General features: G+C 67.7%; 23 protein-coding genes and 15 tRNA genes. 31 read left to right on the forward strand and 7 right to left on the reverse strand.

The features are described from left to right. Positions 1-7 precede the first annotated feature (7 nt). From coaBC to N536_RS0129995, 3 genes are all read left to right on the forward strand, one after another. Positions 8-1,264 carry a bifunctional phosphopantothenoylcysteine decarboxylase/phosphopantothenate--cysteine ligase CoaBC gene (gene coaBC, locus N536_RS0129985; protein ID WP_029117000.1) on the forward strand — a complete coding sequence of 419 codons (1,257 nt, stop codon included), beginning with the start codon at positions 8-10 and terminating at the stop codon, positions 1,262-1,264. A gap of 114 nt (positions 1,265-1,378) precedes the next feature. Further along, a complete protein-coding gene (metK, locus tag N536_RS0129990; protein WP_029117001.1) occupies positions 1,379-2,587 on the forward strand; it encodes a methionine adenosyltransferase in 1,209 nt (402 codons plus the stop codon). A 51-nt stretch (positions 2,588-2,638) separates the two neighbouring features. Next, entirely contained in the window at positions 2,639-3,652 is a 1,014-nt protein-coding gene (locus tag N536_RS0129995) for an acetamidase/formamidase family protein (RefSeq protein WP_029117002.1), read from the forward strand. Between the two features lie 4 nt (positions 3,653-3,656). On the opposite strand, the gene N536_RS0130000 is transcribed toward N536_RS0129995, so the two are convergent. Both N536_RS0130000 and N536_RS0130005 read right to left on the reverse strand, forming a co-directional pair. Continuing rightward, positions 3,657-5,138 carry an NAD(P)/FAD-dependent oxidoreductase gene (locus N536_RS0130000; protein WP_029117003.1) on the reverse strand — a complete coding sequence of 494 codons (1,482 nt, stop codon included), beginning with the start codon at positions 5,136-5,138 and terminating at the stop codon, positions 3,657-3,659. Continuing rightward, a complete protein-coding gene (locus N536_RS0130005) occupies positions 5,135-6,514 on the reverse strand; it encodes a cytochrome P450 (RefSeq protein ID WP_029117004.1) in 1,380 nt (459 codons plus the stop codon). The genes N536_RS0130000 and N536_RS0130005 overlap by 4 nt, the downstream gene beginning before the upstream one ends. Before the next feature lie 72 nt (positions 6,515-6,586). Between N536_RS0130005 and N536_RS0130010 the strand changes: the two genes are divergently transcribed. The 18 genes from N536_RS0130010 to N536_RS0130090 all read left to right on the forward strand — a co-directional run bounded on the left by N536_RS0130010 (position 6,587) and on the right by N536_RS0130090 (position 10,149). Further along, entirely contained in the window at positions 6,587-7,621 is a 1,035-nt protein-coding gene (locus N536_RS0130010; protein ID WP_155948797.1) for an AraC family transcriptional regulator, read from the forward strand. Between the two features lie 54 nt (positions 7,622-7,675). Further along, positions 7,676-7,939: a hypothetical protein gene (locus N536_RS42410; RefSeq protein ID WP_155948798.1), complete on the forward strand. Its 264-nt coding sequence runs from the start codon at positions 7,676-7,678 to the stop codon at positions 7,937-7,939. A gap of 188 nt (positions 7,940-8,127) precedes the next feature. After that, a tRNA-Leu gene (locus N536_RS0130015) sits at positions 8,128-8,215 on the forward strand. Between the two features lie 14 nt (positions 8,216-8,229). Beyond that, positions 8,230-8,313: transfer RNA gene (locus N536_RS0130020), tRNA-Leu, on the forward strand. An 11-nt stretch (positions 8,314-8,324) separates the two neighbouring features. Then, a tRNA-Lys gene (locus N536_RS0130025) sits at positions 8,325-8,400 on the forward strand. Between the two features lie 8 nt (positions 8,401-8,408). After that, positions 8,409-8,483: transfer RNA gene (locus N536_RS0130030), tRNA-Lys, on the forward strand. 41 nt (positions 8,484-8,524) lie between these two features. Beyond that, positions 8,525-8,598 (forward strand) — tRNA-Trp (locus N536_RS0130035). A gap of 31 nt (positions 8,599-8,629) precedes the next feature. Beyond that, a tRNA-Met gene (locus tag N536_RS0130040) sits at positions 8,630-8,706 on the forward strand. A 35-nt stretch (positions 8,707-8,741) separates the two neighbouring features. Further along, positions 8,742-9,227 (forward strand): HNH endonuclease, encoded by a 486-nt coding sequence (locus N536_RS0130045; RefSeq protein WP_029117006.1) that lies wholly within the window; start codon positions 8,742-8,744, stop codon positions 9,225-9,227. A gap of 62 nt (positions 9,228-9,289) precedes the next feature. Next, a tRNA-Asn gene (locus tag N536_RS0130050) sits at positions 9,290-9,361 on the forward strand. Between the two features lie 15 nt (positions 9,362-9,376). Further along, positions 9,377-9,460: transfer RNA gene (locus N536_RS0130055), tRNA-Tyr, on the forward strand. Between the two features lie 16 nt (positions 9,461-9,476). Beyond that, positions 9,477-9,548: transfer RNA gene (locus N536_RS0130060), tRNA-Gln, on the forward strand. A gap of 13 nt (positions 9,549-9,561) precedes the next feature. Then, a tRNA-Gln gene (locus tag N536_RS0130065) sits at positions 9,562-9,634 on the forward strand. An 11-nt stretch (positions 9,635-9,645) separates the two neighbouring features. After that, positions 9,646-9,716 (forward strand) — tRNA-Glu (locus tag N536_RS0130070). 58 nt (positions 9,717-9,774) lie between these two features. Then, positions 9,775-9,846: transfer RNA gene (locus N536_RS0130075), tRNA-Glu, on the forward strand. A gap of 62 nt (positions 9,847-9,908) precedes the next feature. Then, a tRNA-His gene (locus N536_RS0130080) sits at positions 9,909-9,983 on the forward strand. 3 nt (positions 9,984-9,986) lie between these two features. Then, a tRNA-Arg gene (locus N536_RS0130085) sits at positions 9,987-10,058 on the forward strand. A 19-nt stretch (positions 10,059-10,077) separates the two neighbouring features. Continuing rightward, a tRNA-Arg gene (locus N536_RS0130090) sits at positions 10,078-10,149 on the forward strand. A 63-nt stretch (positions 10,150-10,212) separates the two neighbouring features. On the opposite strand, the gene N536_RS0130095 is transcribed toward N536_RS0130090, so the two are convergent. The 3 genes from N536_RS0130095 to N536_RS0130105 all read right to left on the reverse strand — a co-directional run bounded on the left by N536_RS0130095 (position 10,213) and on the right by N536_RS0130105 (position 12,625). After that, positions 10,213-11,142, reverse strand: coding sequence for an LLM class flavin-dependent oxidoreductase (locus N536_RS0130095; protein ID WP_231514681.1), 930 nt, complete (start codon positions 11,140-11,142; stop codon positions 10,213-10,215). 155 nt (positions 11,143-11,297) lie between these two features. Further along, a complete protein-coding gene (locus N536_RS39855) occupies positions 11,298-11,663 on the reverse strand; it encodes a YdeI family protein (RefSeq protein WP_036438144.1) in 366 nt (121 codons plus the stop codon). A 5-nt stretch (positions 11,664-11,668) separates the two neighbouring features. Continuing rightward, a complete protein-coding gene (locus tag N536_RS0130105) occupies positions 11,669-12,625 on the reverse strand; it encodes an alpha/beta hydrolase (protein WP_029117008.1) in 957 nt (318 codons plus the stop codon). Between N536_RS0130105 and N536_RS0130110 the strand changes: the two genes are divergently transcribed. From N536_RS0130110 to N536_RS42415, 9 genes are all read left to right on the forward strand, one after another. Continuing rightward, entirely contained in the window at positions 12,624-13,385 is a 762-nt protein-coding gene (locus tag N536_RS0130110; protein WP_029117009.1) for a lysoplasmalogenase, read from the forward strand. The genes N536_RS0130105 and N536_RS0130110 overlap by 2 nt on opposite strands. A gap of 89 nt (positions 13,386-13,474) precedes the next feature. Then, the gene (locus N536_RS0130115; RefSeq protein ID WP_197040272.1) at positions 13,475-15,424 is read left to right on the forward strand and encodes a primosomal protein N'; all 1,950 of its coding nucleotides are present in this window, start codon (positions 13,475-13,477) and stop codon (positions 15,422-15,424) included. 59 nt (positions 15,425-15,483) lie between these two features. Next, entirely contained in the window at positions 15,484-17,295 is a 1,812-nt protein-coding gene (locus N536_RS0130120) for a DUF2207 domain-containing protein (RefSeq protein ID WP_029117011.1), read from the forward strand. Then, positions 17,289-17,825 (forward strand): LemA family protein, encoded by a 537-nt coding sequence (locus tag N536_RS0130125; protein ID WP_029117012.1) that lies wholly within the window; start codon positions 17,289-17,291, stop codon positions 17,823-17,825. The genes N536_RS0130120 and N536_RS0130125 overlap by 7 nt, the downstream gene beginning before the upstream one ends. A 2-nt stretch (positions 17,826-17,827) precedes the next feature. Then, positions 17,828-18,769 (forward strand): methionyl-tRNA formyltransferase, encoded by a 942-nt coding sequence (fmt, locus tag N536_RS0130130; RefSeq protein ID WP_029117013.1) that lies wholly within the window; start codon positions 17,828-17,830, stop codon positions 18,767-18,769. Further along, positions 18,766-20,139: a 16S rRNA m5C967 methyltransferase gene (locus N536_RS0130135; protein WP_029117014.1), complete on the forward strand. Its 1,374-nt coding sequence runs from the start codon at positions 18,766-18,768 to the stop codon at positions 20,137-20,139. Before fmt ends, N536_RS0130135 begins: the two co-directional genes overlap by 4 nt. A 5-nt stretch (positions 20,140-20,144) precedes the next feature. Continuing rightward, on the forward strand, positions 20,145-20,822 hold the full coding sequence (gene rpe / locus N536_RS0130140; protein ID WP_029117015.1) for a ribulose-phosphate 3-epimerase: 678 nt from the start codon (positions 20,145-20,147) through the stop codon (positions 20,820-20,822). Continuing rightward, positions 20,819-21,820, forward strand: coding sequence for a bifunctional diaminohydroxyphosphoribosylaminopyrimidine deaminase/5-amino-6-(5-phosphoribosylamino)uracil reductase RibD (gene ribD, locus N536_RS0130145; protein WP_029117016.1), 1,002 nt, complete (start codon positions 20,819-20,821; stop codon positions 21,818-21,820). Before rpe ends, ribD begins: the two co-directional genes overlap by 4 nt. A gap of 222 nt (positions 21,821-22,042) precedes the next feature. Continuing rightward, on the forward strand, positions 22,043-22,207 hold the full coding sequence (locus N536_RS42415; protein ID WP_155948799.1) for a hypothetical protein: 165 nt from the start codon (positions 22,043-22,045) through the stop codon (positions 22,205-22,207). A 1-nt stretch (position 22,208) separates the two neighbouring features. On the opposite strand, the gene N536_RS39860 is transcribed toward N536_RS42415, so the two are convergent. After that, positions 22,209-23,795, reverse strand: coding sequence for an MFS transporter (locus N536_RS39860; RefSeq protein ID WP_036438103.1), 1,587 nt, complete (start codon positions 23,793-23,795; stop codon positions 22,209-22,211). Further along, positions 23,795-24,505, reverse strand: a complete 711-nt coding sequence (locus tag N536_RS0130160) for an LppX_LprAFG lipoprotein (protein WP_029117017.1) — start codon at positions 24,503-24,505, stop codon at positions 23,795-23,797. The genes N536_RS39860 and N536_RS0130160 overlap by 1 nt, the downstream gene beginning before the upstream one ends. 96 nt (positions 24,506-24,601) lie before the next feature. Here N536_RS0130160 and N536_RS0130165 point away from each other — a divergent pair, with 96 nt between their 5' ends. Continuing rightward, on the forward strand, positions 24,602-25,210 hold the full coding sequence (locus tag N536_RS0130165) for a riboflavin synthase (protein ID WP_029117018.1): 609 nt from the start codon (positions 24,602-24,604) through the stop codon (positions 25,208-25,210). The last annotated feature ends 28 nt before the right edge of the window (positions 25,211-25,238 follow it).

Here is a 25,238-nt window from a genome sequence, read left to right on the forward strand (position 1 = left end):
CGAGCACGTGAGTACGGACCGCAAGCGGATCGTTGTCGGCGTTGCTGGGGGCATCGCGGCCTACAAGGCGTGCTCGGTCGTCCGGCAGCTCACCGAAGCCGGCCACCACGTTCGCGTCGTTCCCACCGAATCGGCCCTGAAGTTCGTCGGCGCCGCCACCTTCGAGGCGTTGTCCGGGCATCCCGTCCGCACGGGAGTGTTCGAGGACGTCAACGAGGTTCCGCACGTCCGCATCGGCCAGGAAGCCGATCTCGTCGTTGTCGCCCCCGCCACCGCCGACCTGCTCGCACGCGCAGTGGCGGGCCGTGGCGACGACCTGCTGACCGCGACACTGCTGACCGCGCGATGTCCCGTGCTGTTCGCACCCGCGATGCACACCGAGATGTGGTTTCACCCGGCGACCGTCGACAACGTCGCGACGCTGCGCCGACGCGGGGCCGTGGTGCTCGAGCCGGCGTCCGGAAGGCTCACCGGCGCGGACAGCGGGGCAGGCAGGCTGCCTGAGGCCGAGGAGATCACCACCTTCGCCCAACTGCTCCTGGACCGCCCTGACGCCCTGCCGCACGATCTGGCCGGCGTGAAGGTCCTCGTCACCGCGGGAGGGACCAGGGAACCCATCGACCCCGTCCGCTTCATCGGCAACCGCAGTTCGGGCAAGCAGGGGTATGCGATGGCCCGCGTAGCTGCTCAGCGCGGTGCGGACGTCACGTTGATCGCCGGAAATACCGCCGGCCTCGTCGACCCGGCGGGCGTCGAGGTCGTGCACATCGGTTCGGCAAGCCAACTCCAGGACGCGGTGTCCAAGCACGCCCCCGACTCGAACGTGCTCGTGATGGCGGCCGCGGTCGCGGACTTCCGGCCTTCCCAGGTCGCGACCAGCAAGATCAAGAAGTCGGCCGACGCGTCCGCCGACGCGCCCACCATCGCCCTGACCCGCACCGACGACATCCTTGCCGGGACCGTCCGGGCACGCGCCGACGGACAGCTGCCCAACATGCGGGCGATCGTGGGTTTTGCCGCGGAAACCGGGGACGCCAACGGCGACGTGTTGTTCCACGCGCGCGCGAAACTTCAGCGCAAGGGCTGCGATCTGCTCGTCGTCAACGCCGTCGGCGAAGGCCGCGCCTTCGAGGTCGACAACAACGACGGATGGCTCTTGGCGGCCGACGGCAACGAAGCCGCATTGGAGCACGGTTCGAAGACTTTGATGTCCAGCCGTATCGTGGACGCGATCGCCGACTTCCTCCGCAACCACGATGGGTGACGCTTTGCACTCGGCACGCTGCGTCTAAGGGTTGCGTGGGACGACGGCACGCGCTTGGCTGCATCCGGGCACAGATATGATTCGCATAACTAAGTTTCTGAAGGGAATGACACCGTGAGCAAAGGTCGGCTGTTTACCAGTGAGTCGGTAACCGAAGGGCATCCCGACAAGATCTGTGACGCCATCAGCGACTCGGTGCTCGACTCGCTGCTCGCACAGGATCCCCGGTCCCGCGTCGCCGTCGAGACCCTCGTCACGACCGGCCAGGTGCACGTCGTCGGTGAGGTCACCACGCTGGCCAAGGACGCCTTCGCCGACATCCCGAAGACCGTGCGGGCACGCATTCTCGAGATCGGCTACGACTCGTCGGAGAAGGGCTTCGACGGCGAGACGTGCGGCGTCAACATCGGCATCGGGGCCCAGTCGCCCGACATCGCGCAGGGCGTCGACACCGCCCACGAGGCGCGCGTCGAGGGAGCCGGCGATCCGCTGGACGCCCAGGGCGCGGGCGATCAGGGCCTGATGTTCGGCTACGCCATCAAGGACACGCCCGAGCTGATGCCGCTGCCGATCGCTCTTGCCCACCGGCTGGCCAGGAGGCTCACCGAGGTGCGCAAGAACGGAGTACTCGACTACCTGCGGCCCGACGGCAAGACCCAGGTCACGGTGCAGTACGACGGCACCACGCCCGTCCGCCTCGACACTGTGGTGCTGTCGACCCAGCACGCCGCGGGCATCGACCTGGACGCCACGCTGACGCCCGACATCCGCGAGAAGGTCGTCAACACCGTTCTGGCCGACCTGAATCACGACACCATGGACACGTCCGACTTCCGGCTGCTGGTCAACCCCACCGGCAAGTTCGTGCTCGGTGGCCCCATGGGCGACGCCGGCCTGACCGGCCGCAAGATCATCGTCGACACGTACGGCGGCTGGGCCCGCCACGGCGGCGGTGCGTTCTCGGGCAAGGATCCGTCCAAGGTGGACCGTTCGGCCGCGTACGCGATGCGCTGGGTGGCCAAGAACGTGGTCGCAGCTGGGCTGGCGGAGCGCGTCGAGGTCCAGGTGGCCTACGCCATCGGCAAGGCCGCTCCCGTTGGGCTGTTCGTCGAGACGTTCGGTAGCGAGACCGTCGATCCGGCCCGGATCGAGAAGGCCATCACGTCGGTGTTCGACCTGCGGCCCGGCGCCATCGTCCGCGACCTGGACCTGCTGCGACCGATCTACGCGCCGACCGCCGCGTACGGCCACTTCGGCCGCACCGACGTCGACCTGCCGTGGGAGCGGACCGACAAGGCCGACGACCTGAAGGCCTCGGTCTAGGGACGTCGCTTCGCGGCGCGTCCGCAGCCGGATTCCAGCAGGATGTTGGTCATGGAACACGTGACCTTCGTCCCGACCGTCGACCAGCTGGCCTACACGTTCGGCGGGGCGCCGGCGGTGCGGCGCATCAATCCGGGCACGGTGCTGACGCTGTGGGCCGAGGATGCCTACGGCGGCAGGATCACCAGCACGGACGACGTCGCCAGCAGCGTCCTGCAAACCGACGATCTCAACCCTCAGACCGGTCCGTTCTGGATCGAGGGCGCCGAGCCCGGGGATACGTTGGCGGTGCATCTGGTCGACCTGACGCCGGCGCGCAGCTGGGGTGCGTCGACGCTGATCCCGTTCTTCGGCGGCCTCACCAGCGTTCCGGCCAGCCCGACGCTGCAGCCCGCGCTACCCGAGCGCACCTGGATCTACGAATACGATTCGGCCACGGACACTTTGGGCTTCTCGGCGCAGGGAAGCAACTTCGAGCTGAGCCTGCCCGCCAATCCCATGCTCGGCACGGTGGGCGTGGCGCCGGCGCGCCGCGAGGTGCGCACCTCGCTGGTGCCGGATTACTTCGGCGGCAACATGGACACCCCCGAAATGGCGGCCGGCGCAACGTGTTATCTGCGGGTGAACGTCGAAGGGGCGCTGTTCTCGCTGGGCGACGGGCACTACCGCCAGGGTGAAGGCGAATCGTGTGGCACGGCAGTGGAAGGCGCGATGAACGTCACCGCGATCGTCGATCTGATCAAGGGCGGTGGACCGGCCTGGCCGAGGATCGAGAACGACACCCACCTGATGTGCATCGGTTCCGGCCGGCCGCTCGAGGAGGCGTGGCGGGCCGGCCAGGTCGAGATGATCGGCTGGCTCGGCGAGCTCTACGGCCTCGACAGGCTCGACGCCTATCAGCTGCTGACCCAGATCTCACAGGTTCCCATCGCCAACGTGGTGGACACCAACTTCAGCGCCGTCACCAAGATCGACAAGCGACTGCTGCCGCGGGTGCAGGTCTATGGCGGAATGCACGACGAAATGCGTGGCACCGCAAAGAGTTTCGGCACCATCTCGTACTGAGACGCTATGCGGTGAACTCGTAGTCCTCGATCGGGAACCGGCGGCTGCGCCAGTAGGCCTGGACCGTGGTGGCGGGCCGCAGTGGCACGTCACCGTTCTGGTCGAAGTAGTAGCTGTTGGCCAGTTGGCAGCTGTCCTGCCAGAAGATCTGCCGGTGCCGTTTGCGCATCATCTCGGCGAAGTAGCGGTCGTTGGCTTCCTTGGACACCTCGACGCGGGTCGCGCCACGATCGGAGGCCCGGTCGAGGCACCGCACGATGTGGTGAGTCTGGGCCTCGATCAGCGCGAAGTAGGACGAGCCGACGTAGCCGTACGGCCCCATCACGGTGAAGAAGTTGGGAAACCCCGGCACGCTGACACCTTCATAGGCCTGCAGCCGCTGCTGCGCCCAAAACTGGCTCAGTGACCGGCCGTTGGCGCCGGTGACGGCGAAGGTGGGGACGCTGTCGACGTCCATCACCTTGAACCCGGTCGCCAGGATCAGCACGTCGACGTCGCGGGTGACGCCGTCCACGGTCGCCACTCCCGAACCGATCACCTTGTCGATCGGCTCGGTAACCAGCTCCACGTTGTCCCGGTTGTACGTCGAGAGATACGTGTTGTGGAAGCCGGGTCGCTTGCAGCCGACGGCGTACTGCGGTGTCAGCTTCTCGCGCACCACGGGGTCGTGCACCTCGCGGCGCAGATACGCCTTGCCGAGCCGCGCCGCCCGGTTCGCCAGCGGGAACACCGTGTAGTACTGCGCCGACAGCGGGAAGGTCAACTCGACATAGGCCTGGCTGATCAAGCGCTGAATCGCCTTGCCGCCGGGAAGGCGCATCGCCAAGCGCGCCGCGGCCGGTAACGGCACGTCCATCTTCGGGAAGCACCAGATCGGGGTGCGCTGAAACACCACGAGCCGCTCGACGATCGGTGCGATCTCCGGAATCACTTGGACCGCAGACGCGCCGGTGCCGATGATCGCCACTCGCTTGCCCCTGAGATCTTGGGAGTGGTCCCACCGGGCGGTGTGCATGGTGACACCCGCGAAGCCGTCGACGCCGTCGATGTCCGGCAGTTTGGGCAGCGTGAGGACACCGCTGGCGTTGATCAGGAACCGGGCCGTCATGGACGTACCGGAGTCCAGGTCGACCCGCCAGGTGGCGGATGCGTCATCGAACACCGCCGCGGTGACCTTGGTGGAGAACCGGATCTTCGGCCGCAGGCCGTACTTGGTGACGCAGTGGTCGGCGTAGGCCTTCAGCTCGTTTCCCGGCGCGTACGTGCGTGTCCAGTGCGGACTCTGCTCGAAGGAGAACTGGTAGGAGAACGACGGAATGTCCACGGCGATACCGGGATAGGTGTTCCAGTACCACGTTCCGCCTGGCTCCTCGCCGGCCTCGATGATCACGTAGTCGCCGAGTCCCGCCCGGTCGAGCTGGATGGCCGCGCCGATGCCGGCGAACCCGGCGCCGACGATGACGGTGTCGCAGTCGGGTTCCGTCACGGCGTCTCCCTTCTGTGTCCGACGACCTTGAGGCCATGTTTGGGTCGCAGCGTCAAGGTTGCCTCGAGTTCGACGGGATGGCCCGGCTGCAACTCGAAGGTGAATCGCCGGCTCATGATCGCCGTCATCAGCACCATCTCCATCAATGCGAAGCTCTGCCCGATGCAGATGCGTCGTCCGCCCCCGAAGGGAAGATAGGCCGACCGCGGGCGTTCCTTGGCCGCATCGCCGAGAAATCGCGCTGGGTCGAAGACTTCGGGGTCGGGCCACCAGCGCTCATCGTGGTGGACCGCGTGCACGGGGATGAGCACCGTGGTCCCCGGGCGGATGTGGTGCTCGCCGATGGCGTCGTGCTCGACGGCCTCGCGGCCGATCATCCACACGGCGGAGAAGTAGCGCTGTGACTCCTGCACGCAGGCAGTGGTCCAGGGCAGCTGGGTCAAGTCGGTGGCAGTGGGCCGACGACCGCCGAGCACGTCGTCGATTTCGGCCAGCATCCGATTCCGCGCGTCCGGGTTCTGCGCCAGCAGGTACCACAGCCACGACATCGCATTCGCCGTGGTTTCGTGGCCGGCCAGCATGAAGGTCAGCGCCTCGTCGCGAACGCGCTTGCGCGGCCAGGTTCCGCCGTCGGCCGAGAACAGCACGTTGAGCAGGTCGGCGGATTCGGTCGGATGTGCCAGCCGGTCCTCGAGCACGTCGTTCACCGCGGCGTCCAAGGCCAGGGCGATCTTCTGCCCTTCCCGCAACGGCGGTGGTAGTGGGATGCCCGAGAACGTGCTCCACGTCATTGCCTCGTAGACCGGCCGTGGCAGCAGTCCCAACAATCCGACTCGCGCTAGACGCTCGGTGCGTCGCAGGCCGCGCGTCGTCAAGTCCTTCATGCCGTGCACGATCGGGCCGAAGTCCTGACTGAACAGTGCGTTGGCGACGACTCGGAGCGTCGTCTCGACCATGGTCGTGTGCATGTCGAACGCGACGTCGTCACCCCGTTCGGCGAGTTCGGCAGCAACCCGCTCGATGGGGTCGATCATCAGGTCGACGAGTTCGTTGAGGTGCCGTCGCGCGAAGGTGGGGTTCAGGGTCGTCCGATGAGCGGCCCACGAGTCGCCCTCGTCGGTCAGCAAGTTGATGCCCGCGGCTGCCCGGATGGGCTCGTATTCGTTGGACTTGACGTAGCGGGTCCGTGCCGCGTGCAGCACGTGGTCGATGTACTCCGGGTGCGCGATCGACACGAAACGGCGTCCAGCGCAGCGGAATCGCGTGACGTCATGCCCGCGTGCCCTGGCGAGGAAGCCGCCGTCGGCGTCGAAGCCGACGGTGATCGCCTCGCGAGTCATGGTCCAGGTGTTCAGCCGTGCCGCTGGTGCCGCCATGAATCGAGCGTATGCACGCGGCCGCCGATCCGGAATGGGACTATCGGACGGAGAGTTGGGAGTTTGGGACAGATGGCGGCAACTGCGTGGGCCCCGAACCTGCGGCACCCGATGTACGCGACCCGGCTCCTGTGCGAGGTCGCAAACGAGCGCGGGGTGTCGACGGACGACGTGCTGACCGGCACGGGCATCCGGGCGTCCGACGTGAACGACCCCGAGGGGGTCGTCACGGCGTGGGACGAAATCGCGGTGGTACGCCGGCTCCTGACCCTGCTGCCGGACACCGTCGGCCTCGGCATCCAGGTGGGCACCAGATATCGGCTGACCCACCTGGGCTTGTTCGGTTTCGCCACGATGTCGTGCGCGACCTTGCGCGAACTCTTCGACGTCTCGATGCGTTACTTCTCGCTGACGATGCTCAACATCGACGTGAAGTTGTTCGAGGGTCCCCAACACTGCTTGCTCGAACTGAACGACGACCATCTCCCCGCCGACGTGCGCGAGTTCTTCCTCGAGCGCGACGTCGCCAGCATCGTCACGACCGTCAGCGAGTTCGCGTTCCCGCTGGTCGCCTCCTACGCCGCGCAGGTGACGGCCGAGGTGGTTCTCGACAGGCGAGTGCTCGCCCCGCTTCTGGAAGTCCTTCCCGTCGAGAACGTTTCGTTCGAACGGGCACACAACCGGCTGCACATTCCGAAGGCGATGTTCGACGAACCGTTGCCGCAGGCCGACCGGCACACCCTCGAAGTGTGCATCGCCCAATGCGACCTGCTGTTGCAGCGCAACGAGCAGCGCCGCGGGATCACGGCCGTGGTGCGGTCGAAGTTGTTCCGCGACACCGGTCGCTTCCCCGCGCTGCCCGACGTCGCGGCGGAACTCGACGTGCACCCGCGGACGCTTCGCCGTCAGCTCGCCGAAGAGGGCACGTCGTTTCGCGCACTGCTGAACGAAGCCCGTTCCGCGCTGGCCGTCGATCTGCTGTGCAACGTGGGACTCACCGTCGATGAAGTGTCAAAGCGGTTGGGCTACACCGATACCTCGACGTTCTGCCATGCATTCAAGCGTTGGCACGGTACGTCGCCGAGTGGGTTCGTGCGCGGCCGTTGAGTGACGCGACTTATTTGCTAGGACCGTCGAGACCCGGGTGTTACCGTTGAAGTCATGACGATGTTGCGCGACGACTATTTGCTCGCCGGGATGCGGGACGCATCCACGGTGGCTTTGTCGTGCGCAGGTGCCACCAGTGCCAACGCCGCCTTGCGGCGCGCGGAGCGTGGCGGCTTCAGTCAACCCAGGCTCTTCTGGCAATTATGCCGACTTTCCGCCCTCGCAGTGGGCCTGTGCTCCGGCCATAAGCAAGCGGCAGAAGAAAAATCTCATATATCTCTCAGCTTCGCTGTTCACCCTGCTCGGAACGTCGCCTGACATTCCGGTAGCTCGTTGCACCTAAATGCCTTGTAGTGCAACGAGTTACGCTGAATAATCCGCTCGACATCCCGCGCTTCGCGGAGCATCATCATTCACAACAGCACGCCGGCCTGCCAGTGTGCTCGGGGCGTAGGCGAATGTCCTTCCCCCGTACGACCTTTGAGAACTACATAGTGGTGGCATCCGCGCTCGTGGCGGAATTCTGGTAGACGCGCCCGGCCCAAACCCGGGTGCCCAGCAACGGGCGTGCAGGTTCGAGTCCTGCCGAGCGCACTTCGTAATGCCAAGCGTCCGTGACGGAACTGGTAGACGTGCCGGATTCAGACTCCGGTGCCCGAACGGGCATGCAGGTTCGACTCCTGCCGGACGTACGCAACAACGTGGGCTGTTGGTGAAATCGTGTATCACTCTTGGCTTTTACCCATGAGTTCCGGGTTCGAGTCCCGGGCGGCCCACCACGATACCTGCGCCGTTAGCTGAGTTGGGATAGCACCAGATTCTTAATCTGGGGACGGGGGATCGAAACCCTCACGGCGCACCACAGATTCAACAACCCGCGGCCGGAGCGGTGCCGCGTGACTGACGGATGTAGCTCAACTGGGTAGAGCAGCGGTCTCCAAAGCCGCAGGTTGGCGGTTCGATTCCGTCCATCCGTGCCGGCCCCGCTCTGGTGCGAGGCCAACACGATGCGCGGTAGGACAGTTCGGCAGTCCGCCGGGCTCATAACCCGGAAGTCGCAGGTTCGAATCCTGCCCGCGCAACCATGCCCAGCGCCAACACGGAAAGGAGGTATGTGGCCATGAGCATTCTGATGCACGACCTGAACGTCGACGTCTACAACGCCGACTACCGCGTACTGTCCCGGATTCCGTGGCAAGACGCGATCCGGCTGATTCTGCGGGGTGCGGTGTACGTCATCGACCTCCACGATCCCGCGGTACGCATTCACGGCCCGTCGCTGGTCATCGAGCTACCAATGTCGGTTGCCCTGCGCGAATACGTGCACATTCCGCACGAGACCGACCTCCGGGTCACGCGCGACGGGGTGTTGCGCCGCGACGAGCGCGCATGCGCCTATTGCGGTCGGGCGGCCGACACCGTGGACCACGTCCTGCCGCGCTCCCGCGGCGGTGGGGACACCTGGTTCAACCTGGTGGCCGCATGCCAGGCCTGCAACGGCCTCAAGGGCAACCGCACACCGGGCGAGGCCGGGATGCGCTTGAGTCGTGAGCCATTCGAACCGAGGCAGCGCGACCGATTCCGGTGCCCGCCTCAGCTCGTGTGAACGGTTGTACGAAGGCGGGCGGAGTACGGCAGTACTCCGCCCGCTTGCCCCGGTTGCTTCAGTCCCCGGTCGGTTAACCGGTAAACCGTCGGATTGTTAATCCGTGACTGTAGGTTCGAGTCCTGCTCGGGGAGCGTTCGAGATGCCAAGCGTGCGAGGCGAATAAGGATTGTCGCGGTTGCCTGTAAAGCAGCTGCCTTCGGGCGCAGGGGGTTCGAATCCCTCCGCACGCACGTCCTCAACACGTAGTGACCCGTGGTGTAATCGGTAGCACGGCTGATTCTGAATCAGCCAGTTTAGGTTCGAGTCCTGGCGGGTCAGCGACGAAGCACACTGCCTCGTAGGGTAATTGGTAGCCCACCGGACTTTGGATCCGGATAGTTCAGGTTCGAATCCTGACGAGGCAGCGCATGACCGTGGTCCGTTGGTGTAATGGCAGCACACCTGGTTTTCAGCCAGGAGGCAGGAGTTCAACTCTCCTACGGACTACGACGCCGTTGTAGCTCAGATCAGGCAGAGCGTCCGGCTGAAGCCCGGAAGATGCAAGGCCCCGTTCGGATATGGGTTAGGCTCCTGCCCTTTCAAGGCGGGGGAGCGGGTTCGAGTCCCGCACGGGGTGCGGCAGAACAACAAGCATGGGTCGGCATTGCCTCGCGACGTACACAGAGGCTCGACCCCATGGCGATCGTGGTGTAACGGCAACACGGTGGTCTGTGACGCCACAGTCGACGGGTTCGACCCCCTCCGATCGCCCCAATGCCCCCGTAGCGCAACGGATAGCGCACCGGTTTCCGGAACCGGAGAATGCAGGTTCGAGTCCTGCCGGGGGAGCGCACCAAGAAAGCTGCAAACCCCTGTAGCTCAATGGAAAGAGTGCCAGTCTACGAAGCTGAGGATGGGAGTTCGATTCTCTCCAGGGGTGCTCGACGATACGGAGCCCGGACACATGCGGGTTCGAGTCCCGCCCGGCGCACACAGCCGGCTGCTACGCCGCCAGCAAGGGCAGTACGCGCTGAGCGACGAGGTCGAGATGCTCGAGCGCGCGCTCGTGGCCGATGCCCGGTATCCGATACCAGAATACGATTTCGTGATACGGGGCGCGAGAACGAATTTCGCGTAGCCGGCGCGCGATTTCCTCTGGAGTGTCGACGAGCATCCGTTCGCGCGTCCACCATGGATCTGGTTCGAACTGACCGAATTGGTATGCGATCGCCTGCTCGTAGAACAGAAACCAATCGCGTTCCGGGTCGTCCGACGCCCATAGCGGTACGCATATCGTGAAGCGGAAGTCGTCGAGAGTCCGATCGTGGGCGGACAATGCCGGTGCCAGCCTGGTCTCCCAGAGATCGGCGAAGGCAGTGTCGGCATCGAAGAAGTCGACGGGAACGGCGCCGTCGGCCAACCGGACCGCCCTGTCTAGCGCGTGGACCGTGCTACCCCCGACGTAGACGGGAATGCGACCCTCATCCGGGCCATCCGCCCCACCGAGATTCTGCTGAAGGAATCGCAGACCGTCCTCCATGAGAGCACCTCGACGCCGAAAGTCCACGCCGGCGAGGTCGTACTCGGGTGCGTATCGACCGGCAGCGACCCCAAGCGACAGTCGGCCGGCGGAGAGCAAATCCGCGACCAGCGCCTGCTCGACCACCTGATCCCAAGGATGGAGCGGCAACAAGAGCGTGTTGGTCATGAACCGGATCCGCTCGGTCGCGTCGCTCAGACCGGTGATCAACGGCAACTGAGTGGGCATGTAGCCCTCGTCGACACCGTGGATCTCGGTCGTGCAGATCGAGTGAAATCCGAGCTGGTCGGCCAGGCGCGCCTCGTCCCGCAGTTCGGCGTAGCGCCGTCGGTCCCAATGGTCGGCCGGTTCCGGTCGCGCGTCGGTCCAAACGCTAACTTTGGGCGCTTCCATCAGATTCACGAGCGGCTCCTCTTCGTAGCGCGCCGCAGACGACACGACAGCCGAATGGGACAACACTGTGCGATCGGGAAGATTCCAGAACCTACCGAAGCCTTCCATGCGTGGACCTCGACCTCAAGGCAACCAGGGGTTCCTCGGCACAGTCGTTAGGACGGCCATCTTCCGTCGAGCTTGGCCGCGTCGATCTGGCGTTGGCCGGGCTCGCGCATCCGTCCCGCGGCCAACATTCGTTGTACCCGTTCGACATTGGACTTCGACCAGGCGCTCTTGGGCTTGCGCGGGCTGAATCGCTGGATGCGAGACACGTCGTCGTGACCGCGCGCCAGGCTGTCGATCCAGCCGAAGCACAAGGCGATCTCGACGGCTTCGGCGTACGACAGCGGCACCTCTCCTGCGCTCTTGTTGAACAGCCGCAACCACACCTCGGTCGCCGTGTCGTGGTTGACCTCCAGCCACTGTTCCCACTGCCCGGGGGACTTCACGTCGAGCAGGACCCGCTCGGCGTCGGCCATGGGCGTCACGTTAGCGCGGCGCGCAGCGCCTCGAGGCCACGATCGACGGCTTCGGTGGCCACCGGCACGACGCCTGCGTATCCGAGGTAACCATGCACGAGGCTCGTGGCGTTGTGGACCTCGACGGGCACGCCGGCGTCGGTCAGCAGTTCGCCGTAGCGAATCCCGTCGTCGCGCAAGGGGTCATGGCCCGCGACCGCGATGTAAGCGGGCGGCAGGCCGGTGAAGTCCTTGGCTCGGGCAGGCACCAGGGTCGCCGGCGGGTTCTTGAGGTCGGCGTCGCCGGCGTACCACCGGGAGAAGCCGCCCACCGAACGCCCTGCGAGTACCGGCGCGTCGGCGTTTTCGGCGAACGACGGCAGCGTGGTGTCCCACGTGGTCGCCGGATACCAGAGCAGCTGAAACCGAATCGGTGGCCCGCCGGCGTCGCGCGCGAGGTGCGCCACCACGGCGGCCAGGTTGCCGCCCGCCGAATCTCCAACGATGGCAAGGCGTTGCGCGTCGGCGCCGAAGTCGGCTGCGTGCTCTGCTGCCCATTGCGTGGCCGCCCACACGTCATCCACTGCCGCCGGGTAGGGATGTTCTGGCGCCAATCGGTAGTCCACCGACACCACGAATGCCGACGCACCCACCGCGTGCAGTCGGGCCGTGCCGTCATAGGTGTCGAGGTCGCCGACCGACCATCCACCGCCGTGGATGAACACCACCACCGGTGGTGGTGTGCCGCCGGTCGTGGGTGGCCAGTAGAGCCGGACGGGGATCGGGCCCGCGGGACCGTCGACGGTGTGGTCCTCGACGCGGAGTTCGGGGTGCACGGGCCGACGCGGCAGATCCCGGAATCGTTGCCGGGCCTCCTCGGGCCCTCCGTCGGATGTCAATTGGAACGGGACGGCTTCCAGTACCTTCTGCACGATGGCGTCCAGGGGTGTGGAGGTGACTGCGGGGTCGTCGGCGACTGGCATGACCACACCGTATCCGCGGCGCGTCACCCGGTTGCTCTGGGCCGTCGCCGCCCTCGTCGGGGCTGGTTACGGGGTGTTTCTGATCGGCACCGCCGCACGCTTGCCTTCAGGTGCCGAACTCACCGGCCAGTTCGCCGGTCAGCCCGTGGTGAAGGCGGCCGCGGCCGTCGTGCTCGCGATCGCGGCCCTCGGCCATCCGATCCGGCGGGAGCGCCGCTGGTTGGTCGCGGCGCTGGCCTTCTCGGCAGCGGGCGACTTCCTGCTGGCGATGCCGTGGTGGGAGCCGTCCTTCGTGTTGGGGCTGGGCGCGTTCCTGGTCGCTCACCTGTGCTTCCTCGCCGCCCTGTGGCCCTTGGCCGCACGCAGTGCCCCACGATTGGCGGCGGCCGTGGTGCTCGTCGCCGCGTGTGCCGCACTGCTGATCTGGTTCTGGCCGCGACTCGTCGCCGAGGGAATGGCGGTACCGGTGACGCTCTACATCGCAGTGCTCGGCGCGATGGTGTGTGCCGCGCTGCTGGCACGGCTGCCGACACCCTGGACGGCGCTGGGCGCGGTGTGCTTCGCGGTGTCCGACGGCATGATCGGTATCGGCAAGTTCGTGTTGCAGGCCGGAGCCGGGCTGCCGGCGACATCAGGCTCCGAGGCGTTGGCGGTGCCGATCTGGTGGGCCTACGCGGCATCGCTGCTGTTGATCACTGCGGGGTTCTTCTTCGGCCGCGGTCGCGGGCCGTCGGATGGCTCTGCTACACCGACTGCGTGACGATCGAACGGCGGGCAGGAGCGCAGCGACCGGGGGATGGCCATTCCCGGCAGCCCGCCGAACACGAGCCGATCGCCCGCGTGCTGCCGATGCTGTCGGTGCCGCATCTCGACCGCGACTTCGACTATCTGGTCGCGGCTGAGCAGTCCGACGACGCGCAGCCGGGCGTGCGGGTGCGGGTGCGCTTTCACGGCCGGCTCGTCGACGCGTTCATCCTCGAACGGCGATCGGACACCGATCACGCAGGCAAGCTCGGCTGGCTGGATCGGGTGGTGTCCGCCGAGCCGGTGCTGACACCCGACGTGCGACGCCTCGTCGAGGCCGTCGCGGCGCGGTACGCGGGCACGCGCTCGGACGTGTTGCGGTTGGCCGTTCCGCCGCGGCACGCAGCGGCCGAGAAGCAGGTCGTCGCCGAGTTGCCCGCCGCGGTGACCACCGAGGTCGACGCCACGGCTTGGGCGTCCTACGGCCGCGGTGAGCAGTTCCTCGGCGCGCTCGCGGAGGGACGTGCCGCCCGCGCGGTCTGGCAGGCGCTGCCGGGGGAGTCGTGGGCCGATCGGCTGGCCGAGGCCGGGGCGGTGGTGGCGAACTCCGGCCGCGCCGCGCTCGTGATCGTGCCGGACCAGCGCGACGTCGACGCCTTGCATGCCGCCGCGGTACGACACGTCGACGAGTCCAGGGTGGTAGCCCTGTCGGCCGGGCTGGGCCCTGCCGAGCGCTACCGCCGCTGGCTGGCCGTGCTGCGCGGACGGGCCCGCCTGGTGATCGGAACCAGGAGCGCCGTCTTCGCGCCGGTCGCCGACCTCGGCCTGGTGATGGTCTGGGACGACGGTGACGACACGCTCGGCGAGCCGCGCGCGCCGTATCCGCACGCCCGCGAGGTGGCGATGCTGCGGGCTCACCAACTGCGTTGCGCGGCGCTGATCGGCGGGTATGCCCGTACCGCCGAAGCGCAGGCGTTGGTGCGCTCCAGGTGGGCGCACGATCTCGTGGCCCCGCGGCCGGTGGTCCGGGCGCGCACTCCGCGCGTCATCGCGATCGACGACAGCAGCTTCTCGCAGGAGCGCGACCCGGCGGCCCGCACCGCGCGGTTGCCGACGATGGCGCTTGACGCCGCGCGGGCGGCGCTGCAGGCGCACCGGCCCGTACTCGTCCAGGTGCCGCGGCGCGGTTACGTGCCCGCGCTGGCCTGCGGACGGTGCCGGACGATCGCCCGGTGCAGGCATTGCACCGGTCCGATGTCACTGCCCGACCGCGACCACGCCGGCGCGGTGTGCCGGTGGTGCGGCCGGACAGAGACCGCCCTGCGCTGCGTGCGGTGCGGTTCCGACGCCGTGCGGGCCGTCGTGGTGGGGGCGCGGCGCACCGCCGAGGAACTCGGCCGGGCATTTCCCGGCACGACCGTCGTCACGTCCGGCGGGGACGCCGTGGTCGGCTCGGTGCCCGATGCACCGGCCGTTGTGGTCGCGACGCCGGGCGCCGAGCCCGTCGCCGAAGGGGGTTACGGCGCGGCGATGCTGCTCGACGGATGGGCTCTGCTCGGCAGGCAGGACCTGCGCGCCGCTGAGGATGCGTTGCGTCGCTGGATGGCCGCGGCAGCCCTGGTGCGCCATCGCGGTGACGGGGGCGTCGTCGCCGTCGTTGCCGAGTCGGCAATTCCGACAGTGCAGGCGCTCATCCGGTGGGATCCGGTGGCGCACGCCGAATCCGAACTCGATGCGCGCTCGGAGGTCGGCCTGCCTCCCGCGGCGCACATGGCGGCGATCGACGGCGAAGCCGCTGCGGCGACGGCGCTGTTGGATACCGCGCATCTGCCGGACGACGCGGAGGTGCTCGGCCCCGTCGACCTGCCCGCCGGTGCCCGGCGTCCCGCGGGCGGTGCAGCGGCGACCGGTCCGGTGACGAGGATGCTGGTTCGGGTCCCGCGCGACGGCGGTCTGGCCCTCGCGGCCGCGCTGCGCCGGGCGACCGGGGTGCTCAGTGCCCGCCACGACCAACAGCCCGTACGGGTGCAAATCGACCCTTTGCACATAGGGTAGGGCGGACTCATGACACGCAGGGTTGTCGATACCGTGCGCCGAGCCGAGCGGGAGGTGGCATGCGGCGGATATTCGGTTGGCTGATTCTGCTGGGGCTCTGTGCCATTGGACTGCTGTGGCCACTCGTCCTCAGCGGCGGTGGCGGTGGGGGCGTCACCCAGGACCCCGTCGTCATCAGCAACTACGAAGCCGACTTCACCGTCGGCGAGGACGGCACGCTCGACGCCGTCGAGACCATCACCGGTGAGTTCCCGTCAGGGCGGCACGGCATCTTCCGCTACTGGGACGTCGCCAACCAGAACAGTCCACGCGTGCGGCAGAAGCCCGAGATCACCTCCCTTCTGCTCGACGGCGAACCCGCCCCCTACCAGCTGCTGTGGGAGGACGGCGAGCGGTTCCGGGTGGCCAAGATCGGTAGTCCGGACACCACGCTGTCGCCCGGCACCCACGTCTACGAAATCCGCTACACCATCCCCGGCGTACTGGATCCCGGTACCACCGGCGACCACGAGCGGTTTGCCAGCAGCACCGGTGAACCCAACTCCACGTCGACCTTCTTCTGGAACGTCATCGCGCCGTCCTGGAACAACGAGATTCAGCGGGCGCACATCCGCGCGACCCTGCCCGCCGACGTCACCGGCGCCCAGTGTTCGGTCGGCTTCGGCCTCGGAGAACCTTGTCCGGGCTTGACCGTTCACGGCAACACCGTCGAGTTTTCCGCGGGAGGTCTGGCCCCGCGCACCCCGGTCACGTTGCGCGCAGGAGTTGACGTGCCGACGCCGCCGCGGATCAGCCTGCCGTGGTCATATGAGTGGGACCGCATCCTCGGTCAGTCGGCCACCGGCGCGGCCTGGATGCTGGGGCTGTCCGTGGTCGCCGGTCTTGGCGCCTATCTGTTGTACCGGACCACCGTCGAACCACCGCCGGGCTTCCCCATCCAGTACGCACCGCCACCAGGACTCGGGCCCGTGCAGACCGAGTACATCCGCACCGAGTCGGTACCGCGCAACGGGTTGACCGCCACGCTGTTCTACCTCGCCGAACGCGGGCTCGTCGAGCTCACGCAGGTCAGCGACAAGCACTGGAAAGTGCGCAGCAGCGCAGAACGCGGCGCCTGGGCCGACGTCGATCCGGTCAGCGTCGCGGTCGGGCATGCGCTGAAGGTCAACGTGCCCGGCGGCGAGTTCGAGGCCAAGAAGACCGCGACGGCAGGCAAGAAGCTCAGCACCGCCAAGACCGACATGGCTGCGGCAGTACGGAAGTGGGCGATCGACGACGGGCTGTTGGTCAAGCGCAAGAAGGAACTCTGGATCCGTACGGCCAACGTCGCTGCCATCATCCTCGCGGTGTGCGGCTTCTTCCGCTGGGGCTTCCCGGCCACCATGTGGGGGTTGCCGTTCGCGACGTTCTTCGCATTCACGGTGCGGTCATGGGCCGACGGCGTGGGGACGCGGCGCACCGAAGCGGGGCGTCAATTGTGGTCGCAGGCAGGCGGGTTCCACCGGCTGTTGTCGACCGATTCTGCCGAGACCCGGTTCGACTTCGGTGCCCGCAAGGACCTTTACTCGGCGTACGTACCGTTCGCGGTCGCCGCGGGCACCGCCGCGCTCTGGGCCAAGAAGTACCAGGCGTCCACGGGAGAGGTTGCGCCGCAACCTGGTTGGTACCATTCATCGTCCACCACCGGCTCGAGTTTCACCGGCGGTTCCGGTGGCGCGGACTTCGACAGCTTCGACTCCGCGGTCTCGTCGTCGATCGGCGCGTATACCGCTTCACAGTCTTCGTCGTCGTCGGGCAGCTCCAGCGGCGGCAGCTCTGGCGGCGGCGGTGGCGGCGGCGGAGGCGGCGGAGGAGGAGGTGGCTCGTGGTGAGATTCCTGCTGATCTTGGTGCTGGTCGTACTGGTTCTGATACTCATCGGTTTCGTGTTGGGGTACAACAAGATTCGGTCCGCCGACGTCAGGGTGTCCGAGGCGCTGTCGGGCATCGACGTCGAGCTGACGCGGCGCGCCTCGCTGATCCCCAGCCTGGTGCACACCGTGCAGACCTTCGCCGCCCACGAGAAGGGCATCCTCGACCACGTCACCGACGCCCGTGCCGCCTTGACCTCGGCCACGGGGGGTAAGTCGGTGGCGCAGCGCAGCGCAGCCGAACGCGAACTCGACACCGCCCTCGGGCAGGTGCTCGCGCTCGGCCAGAGCTACCCGCAGCTCAACTCGTCGAACAACTTCCTGAACCTGCAGGACAACCTCGCCGACACCGAGAACAAACTCGCATTCGCCCGCCAGTACTACAACGACGCGGTGGCCACCCTGAACCGGACGATCAGCACCATCCCGTGGATGTTCGTCGCGCCGCTGGCCCGGGTACCGGAGCGCGAGTACTACCAGATTCCCCAATAGAGATGCGGATCGTCTTCGCCGGGACACCCGAACCCGCCCTTCCGTCGCTGCGCCGCCTCATCGACTCGCCGCGCCACGACGTGATCGCCGTGTTGACGCGGCCCGATGCCGTCGCAGGCCGCAGGGGGAAGCCACGGCCGTCGCCGGTCGCGCAACTCGCGCTCGACCACGGCATCCCGCTGTTGCGGCCGGAGCGGCCCAACGGCGACGAATTCGTCGCCGAGCTGGCCGATTTGGCCCCCGACTGCTGCGCGGTGGTGGCGTACGGCGCGCTGCTGCGCGACGGCCTACTGGCGGTGCCGCGGTTCGGCTGGATCAACTTGCACTTCTCGGTGCTGCCCGCATGGCGGGGCGCGGCGCCCGTGCAGGCCGCCATCGCGGCAGGGGACGCGGTGACGGGCGCAACGACGTTCCTGATCGAGCCGAGCCTGGACTCCGGACCGGTGTTCGGTGTCGTCACCGAGACGATCCGCCCGACCGACACCGCGGGCGACCTCCTCGGGCGGCTGTCGGAATCCGGCGCCGCCCTGTTGGAGACGACCCTGGATGGCATCGCCGACGGGTCGCTGGCCGCCGTACCGCAACCCTCGGAAGGCGTCACAGTTGCGCCGAAGATCACCGTCGAGGAGGCACGGGTGCGCTGGGATCTGCCCGCGCACGTGGTGGATCGGCGCATCCGCGCCGTCACGCCCAACCCGGGGGCTTGGACGATGATCGGGGATCTGCGCATCAAGGTCGGGCCCGTCTCGGTACTCGATGACGAGGCGACCGACCGGAAACCATTGGCGCCCGGCGAGATTCGGGTCGAACGTGCCGGTGTCCTGATCGGCACTGCATCGCAACCCGTGCTGCTTGGCCGGATCCAGCCGCCCGGCAAGAAGGAGATGAACGCCGCGGACTGGGCCCGCGGTGCCCGACTGGACGAGAGTGCGCACGCCGAATGAACAGACCGCAGCAGCGACGACCACGCCGCAAGCCCCTCGACCCGCCCCGCCAGGCGGCGTTCGACGTACTCCGTGCGGTGTCGGAGCGCGACGCCTATGCCAACCTCACCCTTCCCGCCATGCTCAGGACGCGCGAAATCACCGGCCGCGACGCCGCATTCGCGACCGAGCTCACCTACGGCACCTGCCGCGCCATCGGCCTGTTGGACGCCGTGATCGCCAAGGCCGCGAACCGGCCGACCGATCAGATCGACCCGGTGCTGCTCGATCTGCTCCGGCTCGGCGCCTATCAACTCCTCCGGATGCGTGTCGACGCTCACGCCGCCGTCGACACCACGGTGGAGCAGGCCGCCATCGAATTCGACACGGCGCGTGCCGGTTTCGTCAACGGCGTGCTGCGCAACATTTCGGCGCGGGACGAGGCGTCGTGGGTGGCCGAACTCGCGCCCGCACTCGACACGGACCCGGTCGGCCACATCGCCTTCGCGCACGGGCACCCGCGATGGATCGCCCAGGCCTTCGCCGATGCGCTCGGGACGGACGCGGGCCAGCTTGGCGCGTTGCTCGCCAACGACGACGAGCGGCCGCAGGTGCACCTGGCGGCGCGTCCCGGCGTGCTGACGGCCGAGGAACTGGCCAACGCCGTCAACGGCGAACCCGGTCGGTACTCGCCCTACGCGGTCTACCTCTCCGGCGGCGACCCAGGCGACCTGGAACCGATCCAGCAGGGGCAGGCACTGGTGCAGGACGAGGGCAGCCAGCTGGTGGCCAGAGCCCTCACACTCGCACCCGTCGACGACGACGCGGGCCGGTGGCTGGACCTGTGTTCGGGACCGGGCGGAAAGACGGCGCTGCTTGCCGCGATCGGAGCCGCCTCAGGTGCCAAGGTGACTGCCATCGAACCGGCGCCACACCGCGCGGAGTTCGTGGAGCGGAACACCGCCGGACTCGACGTGGAGGTGCTGCGCGTCGACGGCCGCGACTCGGGTCTGCCCGCTGCGTCCTTCGACCGGGTCCTGGTGGACGCGCCCTGCACCGGCCTCGGAGCGTTGCGTCGCAGGCCCGAAGCGCGCTGGCGGCGCCAACCCGGCGACGTCGCGGGGCTGGTGAAACTGCAACGTGAACTGCTCGCCGCGGCCATCGCGCTAACCCGCCCCGGCGGGGTGGTGATGTACGCGACGTGCTCACCACATCTGGCCGAGACCGTCGGCGTGGTGGCCGACGCGGTGCGCCGCTATCCGGTGCGGGCCATCGACGCCCGGCCGCTGTTCGATCCGGTCGACGGGCTCGGTTCGGGACCGTACGTGCAGCTGTGGCCGCACCGGCACGGGACGGATGCGATGTTCGCGGCGGCCCTGCAAGTAACCTGATGCCCATGGCAGCACCCCTGATCGCGCCGTCCATTCTGGCCGCCGACTTCGCCAGGCTGGCCGACGAGACCGCCGCGGTGACCGGCGCCGACTGGTTGCACGTCGACGTCATGGACAACCACTTCGTCCCCAACCTGACGCTCGGCCTGCCGGTGGTGGAGAGCCTGCTCAAGGTCACCGACATCCCGATGGACTGTCACCTGATGATCGACGACCCGGCCCGCTGGGCGCCACCATATGCGGAGGCCGGCGCCTACAACGTCACCTTCCATGCGGAGGCCGCCAACGATCCCCGCGCTGTCGCGCGCGACATCCGCGCCGCAGGCGCGAAGGCGGGGCTGTCCGTGAAGCCCGGCACACCGATCGATCCCTACCTCGAGATCCTCCGCGACTTCGACACCCTGTTGGTGATGTCGGTCGAGCCAGGCTTCGGCGGGCAGAAGTTCATCCCCGAGGTGCTCGCCAAGGTGGGCATCGTGCGACGACTCGTCGACGCGGGCGAACTGACCATCGTGGTGGAGATCGACGGCGGCATCAACGCCGACACCATTGAAGCGGCCGCCGAAGCGGGCGTCGACTGCTTCGTTGCGGGCTCCGCCGTCTTCGGTGCCTCCGACCCGTCCGCTGCGGTCGAGTCGTTGCGTGCGCAGGCCGCCAAAGCGGCCAAACATCTGACGCCGTGAGTGTCGAAGCCGCCATGCGGCTGGCCATCGAACTGTCCGAACAGGTCAAGGGCACCACCTATCCCAATCCACCCGTCGGCGCGGTGATCCTGGATCGCAGCGGTGAGATCGCGGGCGTCGGCGCCACCGAGCCGCCGGGCGGGCCACACGCGGAAGTGGTGGCGCTGCGGCGGGCGGGGGAGCGGGCCAGGGGCGGCACGGCCGTCGTCACGCTGGAACCCTGCAATCACCACGGACGCACCCCGCCGTGCGTGGATGCGCTTGTCGCGGCTGGTGTTTCGGCCGTCTCGTATGCGGTGCCCGATCCAAACCCGGTCGCGGCAGGAGGGTCGGCGCGACTGGCCGAGGCAGGTATCGCGGTGAGCCGCGGTGTGCTCGCCACCGAGGTGGCGGGCGGACCGCTGCGTGAGTGGCTACACAAGCAGCGCACCGGAAAGCCGCATCTCACTTGGAAGTTCGCCACCAGCGTGGACGGACGCAGCGCGGCGGCCGACGGCAGCAGCCAATGGATCACCAGTGAGGCCGCGAGGGCAGACGTGCACCGCAAGCGCGGTGTCGCCGACGCGATCGTCGTGGGCACCGGCACCGTGTTCGTCGACGACCCGACGCTGACTGCCCGACTGCCCGACGGCAGCGTCGCCGAGCGGCAGCCGCTGCGCGTCGTCGTCGGACAGCGCGAAATCTCGTCAGAGGCCCGCGTCTTGAACGAAGACTCGCGGACCATGATCATCCGAACCCGTGACCCCTTGGAGGTGATCCGGGCATTGTCGGATCGCACCGACGTGATCGTGGAGGGCGGCCCGACGTTGGCAGGAGCATTCCTGCGGGCCGGCGTGATCGACCGCATCCTCGCCTACGTGGCGCCGCTTCTGCTCGGTGGACCGATTACCGCGGTCGACGACGTCGGTGTGCTGAACATCGCCAATGCGCAGCGGTGGCGCTTCGACGGGATGGATCCGATCGGCCCCGACGTTCGGCTCAGCCTCGTGCCGGCGTGAGATGGAATTCCTTTGCCGCCCAATGTGACTCCCGTCACCATCGGTGACGCATCCGTTGGGTGACTCGTTACCAGTTCGAAATCCCAACGGCGCGACGGACACCGATCTTGGTCACCGTCCGCCCGTAGACTCGTAAGTGAGTCCGGGCCACATGCCCGCACTCACGGGAATCGCGTCTTCACCGCCGACGTTACGCGAAGCGAGAAGCACGAGAAGAGGACGATGAGCATGACTGCCCTGCAGGACTGGCTCAGTTTCCGCCCAGTCGATCAGAGCGCCATCAAGGAAATGGTGTGCCGTCCGCTGCGCGCGGTGCTGAGCACCCCCGACGAAGCCGTCGAAGACACCGAGCCGAAGGTTTTGCGGCCGGGACTCGAGCGCTGCTGACCTATCGGTCGGCAGCGACCACTTCGGTCGCCGGGTCGACGTCGTCGGCATGCTCGCGTCGACCACTGATGAACAAGCCGAGCACCGCACCCACCACGCAGACGATGGCGGTGATGCCGAAGATTTCGCCGTACTGCAGTGCGAACGCTTCGATCGACGCCTTCTGAACCCGAGCGGCTCCGGCGGCCAGTTGGCCCAGCGGTGAGTCGGACTTCGCCGGCGGCTGAGCGGCCAGCCGCTCCTGCAGGTACTGGTTGAACCGGTACAGGCCCCATGCCGAGAGTGCGGCGACCCCGACCAGCATGCCGGTCATCCGCGCCACCACCACGGCCGATGACGCGATGCCGTGCTGGGCCGGCGGAACCACCCGCAATGCCGCAGAGGTCAGCGGGCCGATCACCAGACCGAGTCCCAGCCCCGCCAGTGCGAGGTCCGTATCCATGGTGGGCAGGGTGAACAGCCCGAGGTCGTGGCGCGCGGCCAGGAGGTCGACTGGCCAGTGCGACACCAGCCAATACGCGTAAGCCGCGATCAGCAGACCGACGAACGTGATGATCCGGTCGCCGACACGCGTCGCCAGCCAGCCCCCGAGCAGCGCGCCGATCGGCAGCGCAACGAGGAAGCGCATCAGCAGAAACGCGGCCTCGTTCTGGCTCAGCGAGAGCACGCCCTGGCCGAACAGTTCCACGTTCACCAGGGTGACCATCAGGGCGGCGCCCGCGGCGAACGAGGCGCCGAGGGCACACAGGAACGGCCGGAAGTGCACGCCCGCCGGGTCGATGAGCTTGGTGCGCGCGAAGCGCTCCCACGTGAAGAACGCCACGGCGGCCACCGCGGCTCCGGCCAGGAGCCATCCGCCGCCACTCGGCAGGACCTGCTTCCCGTCGGGTGCCGGGTTGTACAGGCCGAACACGATCAGAACGAGTGTGATCGCGAGGAGAACTCCGCCAACGACGTCGATCTTCTCGGGAGGCCCACCCTTCTGCTTCGAGGGAAGGCTGAAGTGGATCATCAGCATCGCTAGGGCGGCGAGCGGCACGTTGATCCAGAAGACGTCGCGCCAGCTGTTCAGCGCCCAGACCACGGCGATGCCGTAGAGCGGGCCGAGCACGCTGCCCAGTTCCTGCGCCGCGCCGATGCCGCCGAGGACGGCAGCACGGTTGCGCTGTGCCCAGAGGTCGGCGGCCAGCGCCAGGGTGACGGGAAGGATCGCGCCGCTGGCCGTGCCCTGCACGATGCGCCCGATCACCAGGATGGTCAGGTCGGACGACAGCGCGGTGACGACGGAGCCTGCGGCGAATCCCGCCAGGCTGATCTGAATCAGTAGCTTGCGGCCGAACCGGTCGGAGGCGCGCCCGAGCAAGGGCATCGCCGCGATGTAGCCCACCAGGTATCCGGTGATGATCGGCGCGACCCGCTGAATCTGGTTCACCGGGATGCCGATTCCCGCAGGCGGCTCCGCCATGATGTCGCGGATCACCGTGACCACGACGTAGGTGTCGAGCGCTCCGAGCAGGACCGCCAAGCCGCCTGCGGTGATGGCTAGCCGCCGGTTGGTTCCCGGCCGCGGCTGCGGTGCGTGGGCCATCACACCGCGGGCTTGGTGACCGTGACCGACTTGCCCCAGTCGGACATCGTCATCTGGACGCTGTTGCCGGGGGTCGGCTCCAGCTTCGCCTGAATCAGCTTGTGGTCGCCGTCCCCGACGATCCATGCGGTGCCCGGCACCGGGCCGGTGGCGCCGATCTGCGGAGCGATCTTGTTGACGGCGTCGGCGCTGACCGTGCCGGTGACCTTGACGGTGTCGACGCCGTTGACCGTCTCCCGGCCTTCGGTCTTCGGGTCGGAGAAGTTGGCGAGGACGTTGGCCAGACCCTTGTCGGGGCTCAGGATCGCGGACACGTCGTAGATGTCGGCCGCCGGGCCGAAGTCTTGCCAGCTGCCCGCCGTGATCGCCCCGTAGAGCGAGCCGTCGGCGACGACGAAGTCCACGCCCTCGAGCTTCTGTCCCAGGAAGATGATGTCGGCCTTGCCCTGGGCCGCGACGGCGGGGCTGTTGGTCAGGTCGCCGGTCAGCGAGGCGATCGGCAGTTCCTTGATCTCACCGTTGACGGTGAGTTGCAGGTGAACGCTCTGCTGCGCCTTGGTGGTTTCGTTGGAGTCCTTCAGAAGGGTCGCCGCGTCGGGGAGAGCGGCATCGGCCTTCTTCTCCGACGAGCAGCCCGCGGTCAGCGCAATGGCTGCGAGGAGAGCTGTGAAGAGGGAAACGAGCACGGCAAGGCGGGGGCGCGTCTGCATGAGTGCATCGTAGAGGGTGGAGGCGGGCGGCCCTGCGGCCCGGGCTCCCGGGGACGGTGCTGAGCTGCGCTTTCACGGCAAGGTTAGTCTGACCACATGTTCACGGGCATCGTCGAAGAATTGGGTGAGGTCGTCGGCAAGGAGGACCTGACCGACGCCGCGCGGTTCGCCATCCGCGGTCCGATCGTCACCGCCGACGCCGGCCACGGCGACTCGATATCCGTGAACGGCGTGTGCCTGACCGTGGTCGAGGTGTTGCCCGACGGGGCGTTCACCGCCGACGTAATGGCCGAGACGCTGAACCGGTCGAGCCTGCGGGCCGTCGCGGTCGGCAGCCGGGTCAACCTCGAGCGTGCGGCCGCCATCAACAGCAGGCTCGGCGGCCACATCGTGCAGGGGCACGTCGACGGCACGGGCCACGTCCTCGCCCGCACGGCGTCCGAGCACTGGGAGGTGGTGCGCATCGCCCTGCCTGCCGCGCTGTCCCGATACCTGGTGGAGAAGGGGTCGATCACCGTCGACGGAGTGTCGTTGACGGTGTCGGGCCTGGGTGACGACTGGTTCGAGGTGTCGCTGATTCCGACCACGTTGTCGTTGACCACGCTGGGCCGGGCCGGGGTCGGGACGCCGGTCAACCTGGAGGTGGACGTCATCGCGAAGTACGTCGAGCGGCTGCTCGGCGTCAATGGCACACCCGCCGAATGAGTTGGCGCCTCTGACCATCCGCCCAGGT

Source organism: Mycobacterium sp. URHB0044 (assembly GCF_000620625.1).
GTDB lineage: Bacteria > Actinomycetota > Actinomycetes > Mycobacteriales > Mycobacteriaceae > Mycobacterium.